The 19,677-nt window shown below is 55.5% G+C and carries 12 protein-coding genes; 10 read left to right on the top strand and 2 right to left on the bottom strand.

Annotated elements, in window-relative coordinates; all coding sequences use genetic code 11:
• Positions 1–5 precede the first annotated feature (5 nt).
• The 7 genes from LKE65_RS06915 (at position 6) to LKE65_RS06885 (ending at position 12,122) form a co-directional block, all read left to right on the top strand.
• On the top strand, positions 6–3,980 hold the full coding sequence (locus tag LKE65_RS06915; RefSeq protein ID WP_278740820.1) for a bifunctional nitrate reductase/sulfite reductase flavoprotein subunit alpha: 3,975 nt from the start codon (positions 6–8) through the stop codon (positions 3,978–3,980).
• The gene (locus LKE65_RS06910) at positions 3,980–4,600 is read left to right on the top strand and encodes an ANTAR domain-containing response regulator (RefSeq protein ID WP_086646655.1); all 621 of its coding nucleotides are present in this window, start codon (positions 3,980–3,982) and stop codon (positions 4,598–4,600) included. The genes LKE65_RS06915 and LKE65_RS06910 overlap by 1 nt, the downstream gene beginning before the upstream one ends.
• A complete protein-coding gene (locus tag LKE65_RS06905) occupies positions 4,597–5,565 on the top strand; it encodes an ABC transporter substrate-binding protein (protein ID WP_278740819.1) in 969 nt (322 codons plus the stop codon). The genes LKE65_RS06910 and LKE65_RS06905 overlap by 4 nt, the downstream gene beginning before the upstream one ends.
• 254 nt (positions 5,566–5,819) lie before the next feature.
• Positions 5,820–6,260, top strand: a complete 441-nt coding sequence (locus tag LKE65_RS06900; RefSeq protein WP_278740818.1) for a hypothetical protein — start codon at positions 5,820–5,822, stop codon at positions 6,258–6,260.
• A 755-nt stretch (positions 6,261–7,015) separates the two neighbouring features.
• A complete protein-coding gene (locus LKE65_RS06895; protein WP_278739923.1) occupies positions 7,016–8,629 on the top strand; it encodes an ISL3 family transposase in 1,614 nt (537 codons plus the stop codon).
• 132 nt (positions 8,630–8,761) lie between these two features.
• Entirely contained in the window at positions 8,762–10,375 is a 1,614-nt protein-coding gene (locus LKE65_RS06890; RefSeq protein WP_278740817.1) for an ISL3 family transposase, read from the top strand.
• Between the two features lie 133 nt (positions 10,376–10,508).
• Positions 10,509–12,122 carry an ISL3 family transposase gene (locus LKE65_RS06885; protein ID WP_278739923.1) on the top strand — a complete coding sequence of 538 codons (1,614 nt, stop codon included), beginning with the start codon at positions 10,509–10,511 and terminating at the stop codon, positions 12,120–12,122.
• Between the two features lie 435 nt (positions 12,123–12,557).
• On the opposite strand, the gene LKE65_RS06880 is transcribed toward LKE65_RS06885, so the two are convergent.
• Together LKE65_RS06880 and LKE65_RS06875 are read right to left on the bottom strand one after the other, a co-directional pair.
• On the bottom strand, positions 12,558–13,274 hold the full coding sequence (locus LKE65_RS06880; protein ID WP_278740816.1) for a Crp/Fnr family transcriptional regulator: 717 nt from the start codon (positions 13,272–13,274) through the stop codon (positions 12,558–12,560).
• Positions 13,275–13,328: 54 nt separating this feature from the next.
• Entirely contained in the window at positions 13,329–13,805 is a 477-nt protein-coding gene (locus LKE65_RS06875; RefSeq protein ID WP_095349275.1) for a hypothetical protein, read from the bottom strand.
• Between the two features lie 150 nt (positions 13,806–13,955).
• On the opposite strand from LKE65_RS06875, the gene LKE65_RS06870 reads away from it, so the two are divergent.
• From LKE65_RS06870 to LKE65_RS06860, 3 genes are all read left to right on the top strand, one after another.
• The gene (locus LKE65_RS06870; RefSeq protein WP_278740815.1) at positions 13,956–14,357 is read left to right on the top strand and encodes a group III truncated hemoglobin; all 402 of its coding nucleotides are present in this window, start codon (positions 13,956–13,958) and stop codon (positions 14,355–14,357) included.
• Positions 14,358–14,385: 28 nt separating this feature from the next.
• Positions 14,386–14,694 carry a DUF1971 domain-containing protein gene (locus tag LKE65_RS06865; RefSeq protein WP_278740814.1) on the top strand — a complete coding sequence of 103 codons (309 nt, stop codon included), beginning with the start codon at positions 14,386–14,388 and terminating at the stop codon, positions 14,692–14,694.
• 291 nt (positions 14,695–14,985) lie between these two features.
• A complete protein-coding gene (locus LKE65_RS06860) occupies positions 14,986–19,653 on the top strand; it encodes an autotransporter domain-containing protein (protein WP_278740813.1) in 4,668 nt (1,555 codons plus the stop codon).
• The last annotated feature ends 24 nt before the right edge of the window (positions 19,654–19,677 follow it).

Here is a 19,677-nt window from a genome sequence, read left to right as displayed (position 1 = left end):
TGGCCATGCCTGATACTTCATTCCGTTCTGTCTGCCCGTATTGTGGCGTAGGGTGCGGGATTATTCTGGATGTAAAGGATGGAAAAATTGCAAAGGTGCGGGGTGATGCCGCGCACCCTGCCAATGCCGGCCGTTTATGCACAAAAGGCAGTTCGTGCGATAAGCCCTTATATGCGCAGGAGCGTTTAAAAACCGCCTTGTTGCGCCCGCAGCGTGGGGCGGACGCCGTGGCGGTTCCGCTTGAACAGGCTATTGGCAAAACGGCGGCAAGGTTACGCAGTATTCTGGATACACATGGGCCGGACGCACTTGCGTTTTATGTGTCCGGTCAGATGTCTGTGGAGGCACAGTACCTCATTAACAAACTGGCAAAAGGGTATGTTGGAAGCCAGTATATAGAATCCAATTCCCGCCTGTGCATGGCAGCGGCAGGTACAGGCTACAAGCTCTCGCTCGGGGCAGACGCACCACCGGGCAGTTATGAGGATATGGACTGCACCAACCTGTTTTTTGTCATCGGGTCCAATATGGCCGATTGCCACCCGATCCTGTTCCTGCGTCTGATGGAGCGGAAAAGGGCCGGGGCCAAGCTGATTGTGGTGGACCCACGCAAAACGGCCACGGCGGAAAAGGCGGACCTGTACCTGCCCATCCGCCCGGGAACAGACCTGGCCCTGCTGAATGGTCTTTTGCATATTCTTGTTGAAAATGGAGACATAGACAAACAGTTTATCACGCAGGCAACCCGTGGGTGGGATGCCATGCCTGCATTTCTGGCAGAGTATGCGCCCAGCACTGTTGCCGAAATAACCGGCCTGCCTGTTGCAGATATTATGACCGCCGCCCGCTGGATTGCTCAGGCCGGGGACTGGATGAGCCTGTGGACCATGGGGCTGAACCAGAGCGTTGCGGGAACATGGAATACCAATGCGCTATGCAACCTGCACCTTGCCACAGGCACGCTGTGCAGGCCCGGTTGCGGCCCGTTTTCCCTGACCGGCCAGCCCAACGCCATGGGGGGGCGCGAAATGGGCTATATGGGGCCGGGGCTACCGGGGCAACGCAGCGCGCTGGTGGCGGAAGACCGCGCGTTTGTGGAGGCACAGTGGAAGCTCCCCCCCGGCACCCTGCGGGATGAGGGGGGCAATGGCGCCATTGCCATGTTTGAGGCCATGGAAGAAGGCCGCATAAAAGCCTGCTGGATTATCTGCACCAACCCTGTGGCCACTGTTGCCAATCGCGGCCATGTCATCCGGGCATTGGAAAAAGCAGATTACGTGGTTGTGCAGGACGCTTTTGCAGATAGTGAAACCACAGGATTTGCCGATAGTCTGCTCCCAGCCGCCCTTTGGGCAGAAGCGGATGGCGTGCAGGTTAATTCCGACCGGACCATGACCTTGGCACAAAAGGCGGTTGCTCCACCGGGGGAAGCACTGGCCGACTGGGAGCTTATAGCCCGCGTTGCGTGCGCCATGGGGTTTGAGCAGGGTTTTTCCTTTACTTCCGCCGCTGAAGTGTTTGCTGAACTCAGCCGTTTTACAAACCCCAAAACCGGCTATGACTGTGCCGGAGTGAGCTATGAGCGCCTGCGTCAGGGCCCGGTGCAGTGGCCTGCTCCTGTGGGGGACACGCAGGCCCGCCACCCGGTGCGCTACGTACCGGCCGGGCAGGTGCTGCCGGTTTTTCCCACCCCCGATGGGCGTGCGATTTTTTACGCGCGCCCGTGGATGCGCCCGCAGGAATGGCCAGATGAGCAGTTCCCCTTTGTGCTCAACAGTGGCCGACTGCAACACCAGTGGCATACCCTGACCAAAACAGGCCGTGTTGCCAGCCTGAACCGCCTGAACCCCGGCCCATTTGTGGAGGTTTCGGTGCAGGATGCACAGTTACTTGGGTTGCAGGCGGATGATCGTGTCAGGGTGACGTCCCGCCGTGGGCACATTGTTCTGCCTGTTCAAATCAGCCAGCGCGTGGGGGCGGGGCAGTGCTTTGCCCCATTCCACTGGAATGACCGCTTTGGCCCGGACATGGCCGTCAATGCGGTTACGTCGGATGATGTGGACCCGCTCTCTCTCCAGCCTGGCTTCAAGCTCTGTGCCGTTAAGCTGGAGCGGGTTGTGCCAGATGCCTTGCCGCCCTCAGCCCCCCGTCAGGAAGAAGGAAGTGCCCCTATGCCGCTTGATACCCTGATGCGTCATTTCTCCCTTGATGATCCTGCCCTCCAGCCAGACTTGCCCGAACAGGCCAGAATATGGCTGAAAGGTTTTCTGGAAGGGTTGCGTATGGTGCCCCCACAACCCGGTCTGGTGCCGGATGTACCCGCATCCGCTCCCCTGCCTGTGGAGGCGCGGAGTTATGTAAACGGCCTGCTGGCGGGCCTGTTCAGCCGTGTGGGGGAGGCATGTGCCCAGCCTCTTCCCCCGAATGTTCTTGCCGTGCGGCAGAGCATCCGGGTTTGGTGGGCATCGCAGACTGGTCGGGCGGAGGCGCTGGCCGCTACCGTGGCTGTCTGGTTGCGGGAGGCCGGGTATACGGTGGAACTCGCCTGTCTGGATCACTGCAAGGATGCGGACCTCGGGCAGGGGAAGGCGATTTTTGTTGTCTCCACTTTTGGGGATGGAGATCCCCCCGATTGTGCAACCCCATTCTGGGACACCCTGCGTGCGCGTAAGGAGGCACTGACAGGCCTCTCCTGCGCGGTTCTGGCGTTGGGGGATTCCTCCTATGCCAGTTTCTGCGGGTTTGGCTGTGCGCTGGATGGTCGCCTGCGGGAGCTGGGTGCCTGTATGATCATGGACCGCGTGGACTGCGAACCGGATTTTGAGGATACCGTAGAAGTCTGGCGTGGTCAGCTTCTGGCTGTGCTGGACAGCACAATACCCCCAGTGGCCCCACCCGCCGGAGGGGAGGCCGCACCCGCTACCACGCTGCCCGAGCCCAGAGTTGGCACAAGGGATGCGCCGGTTATTGCCCGCCTTGCACTGAACGAACGCTTGTGTCAGGGCGCTGCCAGCAAGGATACGCGCCGTATTGGTCTGGACCTGGGTAAGAGCAGCCTGGACTGGAAGCCCGGAGATGCGCTGGGGATATGGCCCTGCAACGCAGTAGAGGTTGTCAAAACCGCTCTGGCGGCACTGGGCCTGCCAGCGGATACTCCCGTGACCCTAAAGGGCGCAGGCACCGTTGGGCTGCACGATGCCCTGTTGCGCCATTTTGATCTGGCACGCCCCAACCCGGCAATGCTGCACGCACTGGGCCGGACCGAAAGCGGCTACCTGCCCGAACTGTTGCAGAAGGCCCGCCTTGATGTTGCAGCACAGGATGTGCCCGCCCTGTTCCGCAGGATGCAGCCCCGGCTTTATTCCACAGCCTCTTCCCCGCTCGTGTCGGGGCGGGTGGTGGAACTGACTGTTGGCGTTAATAACGATCCGTGGCCCGGTGTGTGCACAAACTGGCTTGCCGGGTTGCCCGCGGGGGCCGATGTGCCGGTTTTTGTTCAACCCACAACGCATTTCCATCTTCCCGCAGATGGCGGGACGGATGTGATCATGATCGGCCCCGGCACGGGTATTGCGCCATTCCGCGGTTTTTTGCAGGAACGTGAAGCCCTTGGCGCAACAGGGCGCAACTGGCTGTTTTTTGGCGAACGGCACGCTCAGGAAGGATTTTACTATCAGGAGGAGCTGGCCCGCTTTGCGCATACCGGGTGCCTGACACGGCTTGATACCGCATTTTCGCGCGATCAACCCAAGCGGATCTATGTGCAGGACAGGATGGAGGAAGCCGGGGCAGAGCTATGGAACTGGTTGCAGGCCGGGGCTTTCCTTTATATCTGTGGAGATGCGGCGCGTATGGCGCGTGATGTGGATGCCGCATTGCGCCGTATTGTGGCACGGCATGGGGCCATGCCAGCAAGCCAGGCAGATGATTATGTTGCCGGGCTGACCAGAGGGGGCCGCTACCTGCGAGATATTTATTAATGGATAAATATCCTGCCCCATCCCCCATGCGCACCCCCATCAAGGTGCTGGTTGCCGATGAAAACCCCGGACGGGCAAAGGCCTTGTCCGATACGCTACGGGCGGACCCGTCGCTTGATGTACAGTCCGTTCCTGTTGGCATGAGCCTGATAGAAGCCGTACACCAGTACTACCCCGATGTTGTGCTTGTGGACATGGCCCGCGCAGACCGTGATGCGCTGGATAGCGTGCGCGCACTGTCTGTTCCAGCACTGGAACGGCCCATTGCCCTGTTTGTGGATGAGGACGATGTGGACCTTATGGAAACCGCGTTTGATACTGGGGTATGCTCCTACAATGTTCTGGATGCCCCTCCGGATGATGTTAAGCCGCTGCTCCGTGCAGCCATTGCGCTCTATGCGCGTTTTCAGCGCACGCGGGCGGAACTCAGTGCCGCACAGCAGGAAATTGAAGAGCGCAGGATTATTGATCAGGCCAAAAAGCTGTTCATGAAAAATGAAAAAACAAATGAAACACAGGCATATCGCTGGTTCAGAGGGCGGGCGATGCAAACATCCCAGCGTATTGTCACCGTGGCCACCCAGTACCTCGCCGCCCAGCAGAAAAGCGACACACCATGACCAGACCTCTCCGTATCGGGTTGTTGCGCCTGTCTGATAGTGCGCCCGTTATGCTTGCCCATAATGCGGGCCTGTTTGCACAATACGGGCTTAGGACGGAACTGGTGGTTTCTCCCTCATGGGCCAATATCGCAGATGGTCTGGTCTGGAAAACACTGGATGCAGCCATTATGTTTGCGCCACTGGCTATGATGACCTCTTTGGGCAGGCGTGGGCATATGCCAGCACTCAAGCCCCTTGCGACGTTAAGCTATGGGGGCAACACCGTTATACTGCGTGGCACCAACCCGCTGATGGGCCAGTGGCCCACGGGGGATAAAGGGCGTGAGGCCTTTGAGACATGGCGCGCTACAATCGGCCGCCGTCCAAGGCTTTCTGTTGTGCATATGTATTCAACCCATTTTCTTATCCTCAAGCGGTTCCTGTTATCCATAGGGGTGAACATGGAGCAGGATATTGAAATTCAGGTCATGCCCCCGCCTGATATTATCAGCGCCCTGATGAATGGCTCCATAGATGGCGGGTGTGTCGGCCCGCCATGGGGGACAGAAGCATGCCTGCAAAACCTTGCTTTTCTGGCTGGTGGTTCTCAAACTGTTATGCCGCGCCATATTGAAAAGCAGTTTGTTGTACCACAAGGCACGTCTCAAAATCAGGATGTCTGCAAAGCAATTATCAACGCGCTGAACGATGCCACGATTTTTTTGCGCAATGCGGAAAACAGGCAGACTGTTGCACATGACCTAGCCGCACCGCTGGAAGAAAAAGGATTAAACCTGCCCGAAGCCGCAACCCTTAAAACCTTGAGTGGCGAAGGCCTTACAGAAAAAACACATTATATCCATGGCCATACAGAAGCAGGGAATGTGGCGTGGATGCTGGATGACATGCAGGGGCTGGGCTGGATCACTCAAACGGAACACAGTTTTCTGGAAGAAAAATGGAACGTGCCATTGTTGTTTTAAGCAATGATGGCACGCTTCTGTGCGCATTCTCTGGTTGGTATGGTGGGGCGCAATCAGTGGAGATGGTCCACAGGAAAGTGGAACAAAACCTGCCATGCAATTTATTGAGTGCAGACAGAATTTTGAAATAGAAGGCAATATATTACAAGAAGGCGTGACGCTCATAATGTGGGGAGCGGATGGACAATGTCTGACAGACGAGACAAGAAATCCGGTGTATTCGATTTTTCACTCAACCCGATAAAGGACTAGTCATGTTTGACCTGTTTTTAGAAAAAAGTGATAATTTCTATGATGAAGACGGGTACTGGGGGAAAATAATCATCAATGATTTCAATGAGAGGTTTTTTTCGAATACAACTTTTTTCGATAAAGCTTCTTACCAGAAACAATGGCGGCATGCTGCAGAGTTACTTTTAAAGAAGAAAAAATCTTATTTCCTAGTTTCTGTTGGTAATCCGATTACATCTAATTTTTTCATGTCTTGGCCGTGTTATTTGCAAGGCGATATTGTTTATTTGCAAAATAAGATGATTCTTGCTGATCAACATCCATTGGATAAAATAATTTCTAATGAGGCTGATTTGGGAGATTTAAGGTTTATCGATGAAGATGATCAAAAAATATCAACTTGGGAAACCGACATACAGTCATTTGTTAATTTTAAAGATAAAATCAATAAAATCCAAGAATGATAATTCAATAGAAACTTCGAAAAAATATTGATTAAAGAAGCAAGTATCAGAGTTTAGTAGCAATTTTGACGAAGCCAACTGGAAGGCCAATTACGGACGCACTTTGCTTGGGGTGGCCGGAAGCACTGGCATTGTGGCTCCGGGGCATAGGAATATAGCCGTTTCTGGCTTGGGGGCAGCGATAGCGTGGGAAGTCAGTGGTCTCGGCGCAGGCTGTTGCCTGTGGGCTGCCCTGCAATGTAGTAGCCCGAACACGCAGACAATTCCGGTCCGTGTAATGATGAACAAGTCTTACCGATGCAGTTTCCGCATCGGGGGCAGCACCTGGCAGAAGCCAGACAGATGCCATTCTCCACCGGGTGGGAAGGTGCTCACTATTGAACGAACACTTGGGCTTCTTGCTGTTGAAGTTGTTTCCATCGCTCTGGAAGTGAGTGAGGAGATGGCAGCCAGCGGGCGCCAGTGTTGTTCCAACTGTCGCAGTGCCCTTGTAGGCGGGTGTAAAAATGCGAACACTCACAAAGAGCGATGAGCACAAATTACATCAAATTGTCACGGGAGATGCAGTTTACTGCGTTATAATGGTGCCCAAGACCGGCCTCGCTAAGCCCAATAAAAACAAATAGTTATGAGGTGGTGGGGCAGAATTTCCGCCACCTTTTTGGTTCTTCCGCACTTTTCGTGATGGGTATCTTGTACTTAGGTTCCGGAACTGGGAAATCCAGAAAGTCGTTCACTTTCATGGATATTCCCCAGTGTCACGCCTTCGGTCTCTTGATCTTCCCCGTTCCCTCGTCGTTCGTCGTGTTGTTGCACTGGACAACAGAGTGGAGATCGAAGTCGGTCTGCGAAAGCGGAGTGCAGTGTGTCCGGACTGTCAGTGCCCGACACGACGCATTCACAGTTTCTATCAGAGAAAACTCGCGGATCTTCCATGGCAGGGCCGTCCAGCCACGCTGATCGTTTCTGTGCCGCGCTTTTTCTGCCAGACGATGCTTTGTCCACGTCGGACGTTTGTCATGCCCCTTGAGGGGATAACCGTGCGTCATGGCAGACAGACCACACGTCTTGCCGATCTTCATTATTATATCGCCCATACCCTGGGCGGTTCCGCTGGAGCACGAATGACCGTGCGCCTGTGTTGCCCCATCAGCGCCGATACTCTTGTCCGCCGTCTTCTCTCACGTGCGCAGAACACCACAAAAGGCATGGCCCGTACACGTGTGGTGGGGGTGGATGACTGGGCATGGCGGCGGGGACATCACTATGGAACGATTGTGGTTGATCTTGAGAAAAATGATGTCATTGACCTCCTGCCAGATCGGGACGCTGATACCCTTGCCCGATGGCTGCAGGTCCATCCCGGTATTGAAATCATTGCCAGAGACCGTGCCGGTGCTTATGCAGACGGATGCCGCAGAGGCGCACCATCCGCTCTTCAGGTGACAGACCGCTGGCATCTGCTGAAGAACCTGTCAGACGCTTTTGTCAGCATTCTGGACCGTTTTACGACAACAGTGAGGACCCTGACACGACAGCTGAACGTATCAACGGCAGTAAGCAAAATATCTGAAACAATCAGAGCGCATCCAGAAGAGGCGCAGGCGGTCGTCAGGTCAGCCTCTGGGGAACGACGTGATATTCTTTTCAAGGAAGCTCTTGCCCTGAAAGCAGAGGGACACAGCATTCAGGCTATCGCCACAACGATCGGGGTAGAGAGAAAAACCGTGCGGCGCTGGTTTCAGCGGGGCCATGCACCACCATGGAAAAGGACGGTTCCGCTACGCAGCATACTCGTGCCTTACGCAGCCCACCTGGAAAAGAGATGGTCCGAAGGATGTCGCAATAGTCGTCAGCTATGGCGGGAACTCCTGGAGCAGGGCTTTGCAGGACAATATGGCACCGTCTGGAAATGGGTGGCGACGCGACAGGGATGTTCCGCGAAACCCGTTCCTTCCGCGCATGTCGTTGCACCTCGGGGACGCAGACTTGCGCGGCTTCTCCTCGCAGAGGATCCGTTATCTGCCGGACAGGAGGGACTGCTGGTTCCTGCCCTTCTGGAAGCTGAACCGCACCTTGCCGTCACACTCTGCTGGCTCAGGAAAATGCAGACCCTGCTCTGTAAAAGGGGTGACACCTGCACGGGAGGCGATCTGAAGGCTCTGCTGGAAGAAGGAAAGACGACGCTGCTGTCACGTCTGATTCCCGCGCTTGAACGGGATGCGGCTGCCATTGAAGCGTCTCTTGTCACACCTTGGACAACCAGCCCGGTTGAAGGACAGATCAGCCGACTGAAAATGATCAAGCGAACCATGTTCGGAAGAGCAGGCTTCGAACTCCTCAGGGCGCGTGTCCTTCAGCCCGCATAATCAAAAAACATCATCACGAAAAGTGCGGAAGAACCGGGGCGGTTCTTCCGCACTTTTCGTGATGGGTATCTTGTACTTAGGTTCCGGAACTGGGAAATCCAGAAAGTCGTTCACTTTCATGGATATTCCCCAGTGTCACGCCTTCGGTCTCTTGATCTTCCCCGTTCCCTCGTCGTTCGTCGTGTTGTTGCACTGGACAACAGAGTGGAGATCGAAGTCAGTCTGCGAAAACGGAGTGCAGTGTGTCCGGACTGTCAGTGCCCGACACAACGCATTCACAGTTTCTATCAGAGAAAACTCGCGGATCTTCCATGGCAGGGCCGTCCAGCCACGCTGATCGTTTCTGTGCCGCGCTTTTTCTGCCAGACGATGCTTTGTCCACGTCGGACGTTTGTCATGCCCCTTGAGGGGATAACCGTGCGTCATGGCAGACAGACCACACGTCTTGCCGATCTTCATTATTATATCGCCCACACCCTGGGCGGTTCCGCTGGAGCACGAATGACCGTGCGCCTGTGTTGCCCCATCAGCGCGGATACTCTTGTCCGCCGTCTTCTCTCACGTGTGCAGAACACCACAAAAGGCACGGCCCTTACACGTGTGGTGGGGGTGGATGACTGGGCATGGCGGCGGGGACATCACTATGGAACGATTGTGGTTGATCTTGAGAAAAATGATGTCATTGACCTCCTGCCAGATCGGGACGCTGATACCCTTGCCCGATGGCTGCAGGTCCACCCCGGTATTGAAATCATTGCCAGAGACCGTGCCGGTACTTATGCAGACGGATGCCGCAGAGGCGCACCATCCGCTCTTCAGGTGACAGACCGCTGGCATCTGCTGAAGAACCTGTCAGACGCTTTTGTCAGCATTCTGGACCGTTTTACGACGACTGTCAGGACCCTGACACGACAGATGAACGTATCAACGGTCGTAAGCAAAATATCTGAAACAATCAGAGCGCATCCAGAAGAGGCGCAGGCGGTCGTCAGGTCAGCCTCTGGGGAACGGCGTGACATTCTTTTCAAGGAAGCTCTTGCCCTGAAAGCAGCGGGACACAGCATTCAGGCTATCGCCACAACGATCGGGGTAGAGAGAAAAACCGTGCGGCGCTGGTTTCAGCGGGGCCATGCACCACCATGGAAAAGAACGGTTCCGTCACGCAGCATACTCGTGCCTTACACAGCCCACCTGGAAAAGAGATGGTCCGAAGGATGTCGCAATAGTCGTCAGCTATGGCGGGAACTCCTGGAGCAGGGCTTTGCAGGACAATATGGCACCGTCTGGAAATGGGTGGCGACGCGACAGGGATGTTCCGCGAAACCCGTTCCTTCCGCGCATGTCGTTGCACCTCGGGGACGCAGACTTGCGCGGCTTCTCCTCGCAGAGGATCCGTTATCTGCCGGACAGGAGGGACTGCTGGTTCCTGCCCTTCTGGAAGCTGAACCGCACCTTGCCGTCACACTCTGCTGGCTCAGGAAAATGCAGACCCTGCTCTGTAAAAGGGGTGACACCTGCACGGGAGGCGATCTGAAGGCTCTGCTGGAAGAAGGAAAGACGACGCTGCTGTCACGTCTGATTCCCGCGCTTGAACGGGATGCGGCTGCCATTGAAGCGTCTCTTGTCACACCTTGGACAACCAGCCCGGTTGAAGGACAGATCAGCCGACTGAAAATGATCAAGCGAACCATGTTCGGAAGAGCAGGCTTCGAACTCCTCAGGGCGCGTGTCCTTCAGCCCGCATAATCAAAAAACATCATCACGAAAAGTGCGGAAGAACCGAGAACGGTTCTTCCGCACTTTTCGTGATGGGTATCTTGTACTTAGGTTCCGGAACTGGGAAATCCAGAAAGTCGTTCACTTTCATGGATATTCCCCAGTGTCACGCCTTCGGTCTCTTGATCTTCCCCGTTCCCTCGTCGTTCGTCGTGTTGTTGCACTGGACAACAGAGTGGAGATCGAAGTCGGTCTGCGAAAGCGGAGTGCAGTGTGTCCGGACTGTCAGTGCCCGACACGACGCATTCACAGTTTCTATCAGAGAAAACTCGCGGATCTTCCATGGCAGGGCCGTCCAGCCACGCTGATCGTTTCTGTGCCGCGCTTTTTCTGCCAGACGATGCTTTGTCCACGTCGGACGTTTGTCATGCCCCTTGAGGGGATAACCGTGCGTCATGGCAGACAGACCACACGTCTTGCCGATCTTCATTATTATATCGCCCATACCCTGGGCGGTTCCGCTGGAGCACGAATGACCGTGCGCCTGTGTTGCCCCATCAGCGCCGATACTCTTGTCCGCCGTCTTCTCTCACGTGCGCAGAACACCACAAAAGGCATGGCCCGTACACGTGTGGTGGGGGTGGATGACTGGGCATGGCGGCGGGGACATCACTATGGAACGATTGTGGTTGATCTTGAGAAAAATGATGTCATTGACCTCCTGCCAGATCGGGACGCTGATACCCTTGCCCGATGGCTGCAGGTCCATCCCGGTATTGAAATCATTGCCAGAGACCGTGCCGGTGCTTATGCAGACGGATGCCGCAGAGGCGCACCATCCGCTCTTCAGGTGACAGACCGCTGGCATCTGCTGAAGAACCTGTCAGACGCTTTTGTCAGCATTCTGGACCGTTTTACGACAACAGTGAGGACCCTGACACGACAGCTGAACGTATCAACGGCAGTAAGCAAAATATCTGAAACAATCAGAGCGCATCCAGAAGAGGCGCAGGCGGTCGTCAGGTCAGCCTCTGGGGAACGACGTGATATTCTTTTCAAGGAAGCTCTTGCCCTGAAAGCAGAGGGACACAGCATTCAGGCTATCGCCACAACGATCGGGGTAGAGAGAAAAACCGTGCGGCGCTGGTTTCAGCGGGGCCATGCACCACCATGGAAAAGGACGGTTCCGCTACGCAGCATACTCGTGCCTTACGCAGCCCACCTGGAAAAGAGATGGTCCGAAGGATGTCGCAATAGTCGTCAGCTATGGCGGGAACTCCTGGAGCAGGGCTTTGCAGGACAATATGGCACCGTCTGGAAATGGGTGGCGACGCGACAGGGATGTTCCGCGAAACCCGTTCCTTCCGCGCATGTCGTTGCACCTCGGGGACGCAGACTTGCGCGGCTTCTCCTCGCAGAGGATCCGTTATCTGCCGGACAGGAGGGACTGCTGGTTCCTGCCCTTCTGGAAGCTGAACCGCACCTTGCCGTCACACTCTGCTGGCTCAGGAAAATGCAGACCCTGCTCTGTAAAAGGGGTGACACCTGCACGGGAGGCGATCTGAAGGCTCTGCTGGAAGAAGGAAAGACGACGCTGCTGTCACGTCTGATTCCCGCGCTTGAACGGGATGCGGCTGCCATTGAAGCGTCTCTTGTCACACCTTGGACAACCAGCCCGGTTGAAGGACAGATCAGCCGACTGAAAATGATCAAGCGAACCATGTTCGGAAGAGCAGGCTTCGAACTCCTCAGGGCGCGTGTCCTTCAGCCCGCATAATCAAAAAACATCATCACGAAAAGTGCGGAAGAACCCAAATCTCGATGAAAATTTCCGCCCTACCCGGGTCAGTTCTCAGTGAAAATCAACAAGCAGCAAGCAGAGTGCGGGGATTACCAGCTTTGAGGAAACCTCTATCCATAACACTAATACCTAGTGCCGGACTAAACGTCAGGCACGCCCACCATGGGCAAGAAGGCCATCATTGGCCCCCAATGTAGATATCATCATGACCTTATGGATCGAATGCCAGCGTTGACATTTACCAGATCTGACCCAAGGATGACGGCATATCATTCCGATGTCAAAATGTTTCTGTGCGCAGGCGACATCCTGGCAGGATGCTGTTTGTTTTTTGCCACACAGGCCGCACAAGGAGCCAAGCCATGCAGCAGCAAGACACTCTGCAAAGAGTGTAGTCCATTCAAAATGTTTTTAAAGAAGCCCGCCCTGCGCAATTCTGCGCAGCTTATTGGCATCACGCACAACCAGCATCTGGCGGGAGCGGGCCAAAAGCCCCACCTTCTCCCACGCGGCCAGCAGGCGGCTGGCGGTATAGAGCGTTGTGCCCGCCAGTTCCGCCACATCCCTGCGGCGCAGGGGAATACAAATCTCACAAGCCCCGGCCTGCATGGCGCCACTCTGCTCAACCAGCATAAGCAGGGCATGGGCAATGCGCTGCTCTGCGCTCTGGGTTGCCATTTCACGCAGGCGGTTTTGAACATTGGCAAGCCGCTGCCCGACCATGCCGATAATGTTGATCGCAATTTGCGGGGAGTTCATGGTCAGCGCCATAAAGTCCGCTTTTGACCAGCTTGCAATATGCGAGGGCATCGCTGTTTCAGCGTCCGCCGGGTAATACCCTTCGGTAAACAGCGCGACGGTGCCAAACATCTCCCCCGGTGCAATCATGCGCATGAGTGCCTGCGCGCCATCGCTCCCGATCTGGCGGATACGCACCGCCCCCACAAGCACCGCATAGGCCCGTTGCGCCACTGCTCCCTGCGTGAACACACCAGCCCCACCGGGCAGAACATCAACCCGCGCCAAAGACGCAACATGCGCTGCCACTTCGGGCGGCAACCCCTTTACCAGACCCAGTGCGCATATGGCCCTGACCGTATTCTGCGAAGGCGTTTTTTGCTCAGACATGCCATGACCCATACACCCCTTATGCCGCGCAGGGTATTCATGCCACGCATACGATCAGACCGGCGACCAGCCATGGCTACCCGCCACCGCACCAAAAACGGTTACCAGACCCAGCACCAGCAGAACAATATGCGCGCGATGCAAGGCGGTAAAAGCAGCATCCGGGTCACGCTTTGCCCAGACATTAAAGCGCCGGTGGAGAACAAGAGGCTCCGCAATAAACAGAACAATGGCAAACACCAACCACAACCCCACCATGGCGTGCATCCACCAGAAACCGGGTTCAGCAAAACGTGCCCAGAGGTCCATTTTCATGACCATAAAAAGTCCGCTCAGCCCGACCAGAACCACAGCACCGCGCGCCTGCCACACAAAACGACGCTCAAAAGCCTGAAAAGCCGCAAGCCTGTCCGCCCCGAACACACCACAGCGCAGGGCAGGCAAAGCCGCTGTTGTCGCCATGGAGACCCCGCCAATCCAGATCACGACCCCGATCACGTGCAGTGCCCGGGCAATTGCCAGTTCGTTCATCCATCCCTCCTTGGGAAGATTGCCATATTTGCCTGTCTCACCATATTTCTACTGCGTTGGGGGCGTGCCGGGTTTGCGCTGGCGCAACCTTTCTGCCAGTCGCATCAGATAGACTGTGCGCAACATCAGGCTGTTAAGGAGGCTCATATTATGAGCAGGCTGCCACTAAACGAGGACGGGCTGGCAACACTTGTAAACGCCTTTTACACACGTGTGCGCGCGGACCCCGAGCTTAGCCCCATTTTTGAAGATGCCGTGACCAACTGGCCTGAGCACCTGCAAACGCTCACGGCTTTCTGGTCTTCCGTCATGCTGGGTACCGGGCGTTACAAAGGCCAGCCGGTGCCCGTGCATATGCAACACCGTGACCGGATTACGCCAGAACTGTTCGATCGGTGGCTGGCACTGTGGGGTGAGACCACCTCCACACACATGCCAGCAGATGTGGCCGCTGTTCTACAGGACAAGGCAGCCAACATTGCCAGAAGCTTGCAGCTTGCACTCTCTTTTTACGCCAAACGGGCCATGCCCCAGCGCAACACAGCACCTTGAGGCGCTGTTCCCCGGAAAAATGATACCCATGACCGAAGTCCTGCCCTATCGCTCCACACCCGTATTCAATCAGGACACGCTACCTGCTGCTTTGCGCACGCGCCATAATACCAAGGCGGGTGTGTGGGGCGTGATCCGTGTGCTTGAAGGGGAGTTGAAGCTCACTTATCTGGCCCCTCCATCTGAACTTCTGCTGACACCGGCCACCCCCGGCCTGATCGAGCCGCAGCAGCCTCATTTTGTAACCCCCATGGGCAAGGTGGCGATGAGGGTGGATTTTTACGATCAGCCCCCTCCCCCTTCCGCGTTCTCAGCCTCCAGTCCTGAACAGGTGTGAGCAGGTTTTTCCCATACCAACGCGGACAATCCTCCCGCGCGGCAACCCGGCCAAAATGGCGTTCCATGCAGCAGAGGACTGGCCTGCCGCATAGGATAAGCGGCTCCTCCCGCCCTGAATAAACATAATTTATGTAAATAAAAATCAAACAAATGTTGTTTTTTGTAGGATAAATAACGCTGTTAAGAAAATAATATCAAATATAGATAGAGAAAGATTAGAATATTATTAATTAATTATTATTAAGGTTTTCTCCGGACATTTCTATTAAGCCCGTCAGGAGACAGCCGCATGTTGGGAAAATGCCTTACAATTTTCCGCAAACCACACGTTAACGGGCTTAAGGTTTATCTTTTTACCACGTCGCTGTTTGTTTCTGTTCCCGCTTTCGCTGCCAGCAGTGCAACGGATTATACCGTTGCTGCGGGCTCGAATTACTCGGTCAGCAATAGCCAGAATATAAACCTGACCAACAATGGCAGCACATTTATTAACTCATCGGGGAGAATTGCCGGCACAACAACCAATAATGGGATGTTAAATAATTCAGGAACGCTCAACAATACAACCAACAGCGGAACATTCTACCTGACCAGAGGAACAACCGGCAGTATTGTCAACCTTGCCTCCGGGTCCATCCGCGCCACATTTGGCACAATGGGGGACGTGAACAATTACGGCAGCATGACGCTCTCAGCCGCAGAAACCCTGAATATTATCAACCAGCAGGATGCAACATTCTCAAACCTATCCGGCACCATAAACGGGAGTTTTGAGAATTCAGGCACAGCCAAACTCTCCGCCACCGCAATACAGGGGGGGCTGACAAACCACGCATCGGGCACCTTTACAACCAATAGCATAATAGGGAGTGACGTAAGCAATTCGGGCATACTTAACCTGAATGGCAGCGCCATGGTTCAGGGCAATGTTGTCAGCGATGGCGGCACGGTCACACTTTCGGGTATGGGCGTTTATGTGCTGGGCACGCTGGAGGCCAACGGGGGCACATTCAATGTTATTAATGGTGCGGTAAACGCCCTTTCCGGCACGGCAAATGGCACCCTGACTGGCACCCTGATCATCAACCGTGCGGGCAACGCGCTCTATTCCGGCGTTATGTCCGGGCCGGGTGGCATATCGCTCTCTGGCGGGGTTCAGTCCTTTTCAGGGCAGAATACATATACGGGGATGACCGCAGTCAGCGCCAATGCTGCCCTGAATCTATCCGGGTCAATCGCTGGCAGCCTGACCAACAATTCGAGTGCGGCCAACCCCACCATTATTACCAGCACCGGCAAGGTTTTTGGGAATGTGCTCAACATTGGGCAGCTTACCGTTAACGGGACCATTGGCGGGCTGGTGAACAACTCCAACACGGGGGTTATTCAGGCCGCCAGCAATGCGGTTTTTGAACAGTCCCTTATAAACTCCGGCACGGCCACACTCAGCAGTTCCTCCGTTATCAAAGGCAACGTAACAGACACCACCGGCTCCACCTTTAACCTGACCGGGTCATCCCAGGTTCTGGGGGATGTCAACAATGCCGGGACGGCAAACATCAATACCAATGCAACAGTTGTTGGAAACTTTACAAACTCGACAGTCCTGAACATGGATGCCGCAACCATACAGGGTGCCCTTTCCAACATTGGGGTCATGACCATTCAGAACAACTCCCATGTTGGAAGCGTGGAAAACAAAAGTGGCACGGCAACTTTTTCCGACAGCACAATAGCGGGTGCCGCGGTCAATGATTCCGGCGGCACACTCACACTCAATGCTGGCACCGTGGACAGTGTTGCTAACGCAGGCACGCTGTTACTCGCCAAAAACAATACGGTCCTGCACAACACAACCAACACGTCCGGCACCCTAACGTTGGATGGGAACACCATAAACGGGCAGCTTCTGGCCAATGGCGGCACTTTTGATGTCACGGCAAACGGCGCAACCATTGGGTCTTTAAGTGGTTCGGCCAACGGCACTCTGGACGGGCTGCTTACACTGGCCACGGCAGACAACACCTACTCCGGCACGCTCTCCGGCACTGGTGGGGTGAGCGTAAGCGCATCCGGGACACAGGTTTTTAGTGGCAATAATGCCTATACCGGCACCACCCAGATCACATCGGGCATTCTAGCCATCAATGGTGACCAGAGCACAGCCACCGGGGATACACTGGTAAACGCCACAGCCACTTTATCTGGCACCGGCACACTGGGGGGGAATACCGTCATACAAAGTGGGGGCACCCTGACCCCGGGTGATGTGACCAGCCATGTTGGCATCCTGAGCATGGCACAAAACCTGACACTGGCGAGCGGATCATCCCAGAACTTTTATCTGGGGCAGACCAATATTGCTGGCGGCGCCTATAACTCTCTGGTTGCCGTGCAGGGAGACCTCACCCTTGGCGGCACGCTCAGCATTACGCCCAATACCGCCGGGCCAAACGTAAACAATAACAGTCTGGACCCCGGCCTTTACCGTTTGTACACATACGGTGGCACATTAAGTGGTGCCGCAGACCAGACACTGGCCCCAACAAGCGTTGCCCCCGGTGCTACGGCATCCTTGCAGACATCCATTGATCATCAGGTCAATCTGGTTATCAATTACGGCAACCTGACGTTCTGGGATGGTGGAAGCACCACCAACCGGAGCAACAACACGGTAGATGGCGGCTCCGGCACATGGGACGCCCAGACCGGCACCAATGACCTGAACTGGACCGACAAAACAGGCCAGACCAACGGGCCGTGGGTTAATGGCCAGTTTGTTGTTTATGCCGGCAATGCCGGAACGGTAACCGTGCAGGACACATATAACGGCGTTACAAACAATGTTGTCGCCAGCGGCATGCAGTTTGCCAATAATGATGGCAAAATATACACGGTAACCGGGGATAATATTTACGCAAACAGCGCGTCCACTCTTATCCGTGTGGGGGATGGCACTACGGCTGGGGCCTCCATTACCGCCATACTGGATACGGTGCTGAATGACCAACTGGTTTCTGGCGGTACATCTCTGGTAAAAACGGATCTGGGAACCCTGATTATTACCAAGGACCAGACCTATCAGGGAGCAACATCCATTAACGGCGGTGTATTGCAACTGGGTAATGGGGGCACGTCCGGTGCCCTTGCCGCTGGCACTGCCATCCACAACAACGGCGTGCTGGCCATAAACCACAGTGGCACCTTTACACTGGCGCAAAGTATTGATGGCACAGGTGGTCTGGCACAAAATGGTGCCGGCACAACCGTGCTGAGCGCAAACAGCACCTACACGGGGGCCACCACCGTAACACAAGGCACGCTGGAGGTGGATGGGTCCATTACCTCTTCATCCGTTGATGTCAGCAATGGTGGCACCTTAAGCGGGTCTGGCTCCGTGGGGGATACCGTTATTGGTTCTGGTGGCACCCTTGCCACCCCCGATGTACAAAACAGTGTTCGGGTGGCAGGAAATTTGCAAACCGCGCAGAACTCCACACTCGCCCTTCAGGGCACGGACCAGCTTTCGGGCAAGGTCTTGAACCTTCAGGGCACGCAGTACCAGCAGTTGCAGTCCAACACACTCAGCGTTGCGGGCAGTGCTGCCCTTTCTGGCACTGTTGTTCTGAATGTTACGCCTGCAACCTCGTTAAAACTGAATGAATATTATACCATTCTCACAACAGGCAACGGATTTTTGCAAAAAACCTACTCCCTGCAAACCAACCTGAGCAGCCCTTACACATTTATCTCACCATCGCTGTATTATAACGGGAATGATCTGGACGTGCTTATGGCACGCAACAGTCTGAGCTTTGCCTCTGTCACCAATACCCGCAACGAGCGCGAAACCGCACAGATGCTGGACCGCGTGCCCCAGAGCAGCGCCATTGTGGGGGCTATGGAGCACCTGAATGCCGCACAGGCCCGCCGGAGCATGAACACGCTTTCGGGCGAGGTGCATGCCTCGGCCCGTACCGCACTTGTGCAGGACAGCTTCCTGTTACGTCAGGCTGCCATGGAACGGCTGGATACAGCAGACTGCAACAAAGGCTATGTGGACGATACCCTGCACACGGCATCGCTCAAAACCGGCCGCAAGGATGAAGGCTGCCTGAGCGAACAGACCGTCTTGTGGGGGCAGGCTTACGGCAGCCTTGGCCATAATGGGGGCGATGGCAATGCCGCAGCCCTGCACCATTCCACCACCGGTTTTATCATGGGGGTAGATACCCCCATACTCAACAACACATGGCGCATTGGCAGCATGCTCAGCTATGGCCGCACCATGTTTGATGTAGGGAGTGGGCGTGGCTCATCCGGCCATGGCAACACGGTAAGCCTTGGGGGGTATGCAGGCACACACTGGGGTGCACTTACCCTTAAACTGGGTGCTGCCTATACGTGGAATATGCTGAGCCTACAACGCAATGTTGCTTTTCCCGGTTATGCGGACCGCCTTTCAAGCAGTTATCTTGGGGGCACCGCACAGGGGTTTGGTGAGCTGGGTTACCGCCTTTACATGGGCCGAAGCATAGCCGAACCTTTTGCCAATGTGGCGTATGTCAACCTGCACACCAATGGCTACCATGAACATGGCGGGGCAGCAGCCCTGCGGGGGGCGGGAATGGATACGGGGGTTACGTTTTCCACCTTTGGGGTCAAGGCTTCTTCCAGCTTTCATGCGGGCAGGCTGCTGTTAATCCCACATGGCTCGGTGGCGTACCGGCACGCATTCGGGCTGACAACACCCACAACCCATATGCTGTTTGCCGCAGGAGGCAGCGGCAGCATGGATATTGCAGGCACACCCCTCTCAACCGATGCTGTGGTGCTGGATACGGGGCTGAGCGCCAGACTGAGCGACCGCATAAAAATCGGTCTGTCCTATACCGGTCAGTATGGTGCGCAATCGGTGGAAAGTGGTGTAAAGGCCAGCATGTTGCTGAAGTTCTAGGCTATGCCCCACCAGCCTTATAAA

It is taken from the genome of Acetobacter fabarum (genome assembly GCF_022483405.1).
Classification (GTDB): domain Bacteria; phylum Pseudomonadota; class Alphaproteobacteria; order Acetobacterales; family Acetobacteraceae; genus Acetobacter; species Acetobacter fabarum.
Note: the sequence above shows the minus strand (reverse complement) of the source record. Positions and strands in the feature narration are given on the sequence as shown.

Bases quoted from the DNA above. Each gene is read 5' to 3' on its own strand.
- LKE65_RS06875 (WP_095349275.1), bottom strand. From the start codon at position 13,805: ATGAACGAACTGGCAATTGCCCGGGCACTGCACGTGATCGGGGTCGTG.
- LKE65_RS06865 (WP_278740814.1), top strand. From the start codon at position 14,386: ATGACCGAAGTCCTGCCCTATCGCTCCACACCCGTATTCAATCAGGAC.
- LKE65_RS06905 (WP_278740819.1), top strand. From the start codon at position 4,597: ATGACCAGACCTCTCCGTATCGGGTTGTTGCGCCTGTCTGATAGTGCG.
- LKE65_RS06915 (WP_278740820.1), top strand. From the start codon at position 6: ATGCCTGATACTTCATTCCGTTCTGTCTGCCCGTATTGTGGCGTAGGG.
- LKE65_RS06880 (WP_278740816.1), bottom strand. From the start codon at position 13,274: ATGTCTGAGCAAAAAACGCCTTCGCAGAATACGGTCAGGGCCATATGC.
- LKE65_RS06870 (WP_278740815.1), top strand. From the start codon at position 13,956: ATGAGCAGGCTGCCACTAAACGAGGACGGGCTGGCAACACTTGTAAAC.
- LKE65_RS06860 (WP_278740813.1), top strand. From the start codon at position 14,986: ATGTTGGGAAAATGCCTTACAATTTTCCGCAAACCACACGTTAACGGG.
- LKE65_RS06900 (WP_278740818.1), top strand. From the start codon at position 5,820: ATGTTTGACCTGTTTTTAGAAAAAAGTGATAATTTCTATGATGAAGAC.
- LKE65_RS06910 (WP_086646655.1), top strand. From the start codon at position 3,980: ATGGATAAATATCCTGCCCCATCCCCCATGCGCACCCCCATCAAGGTG.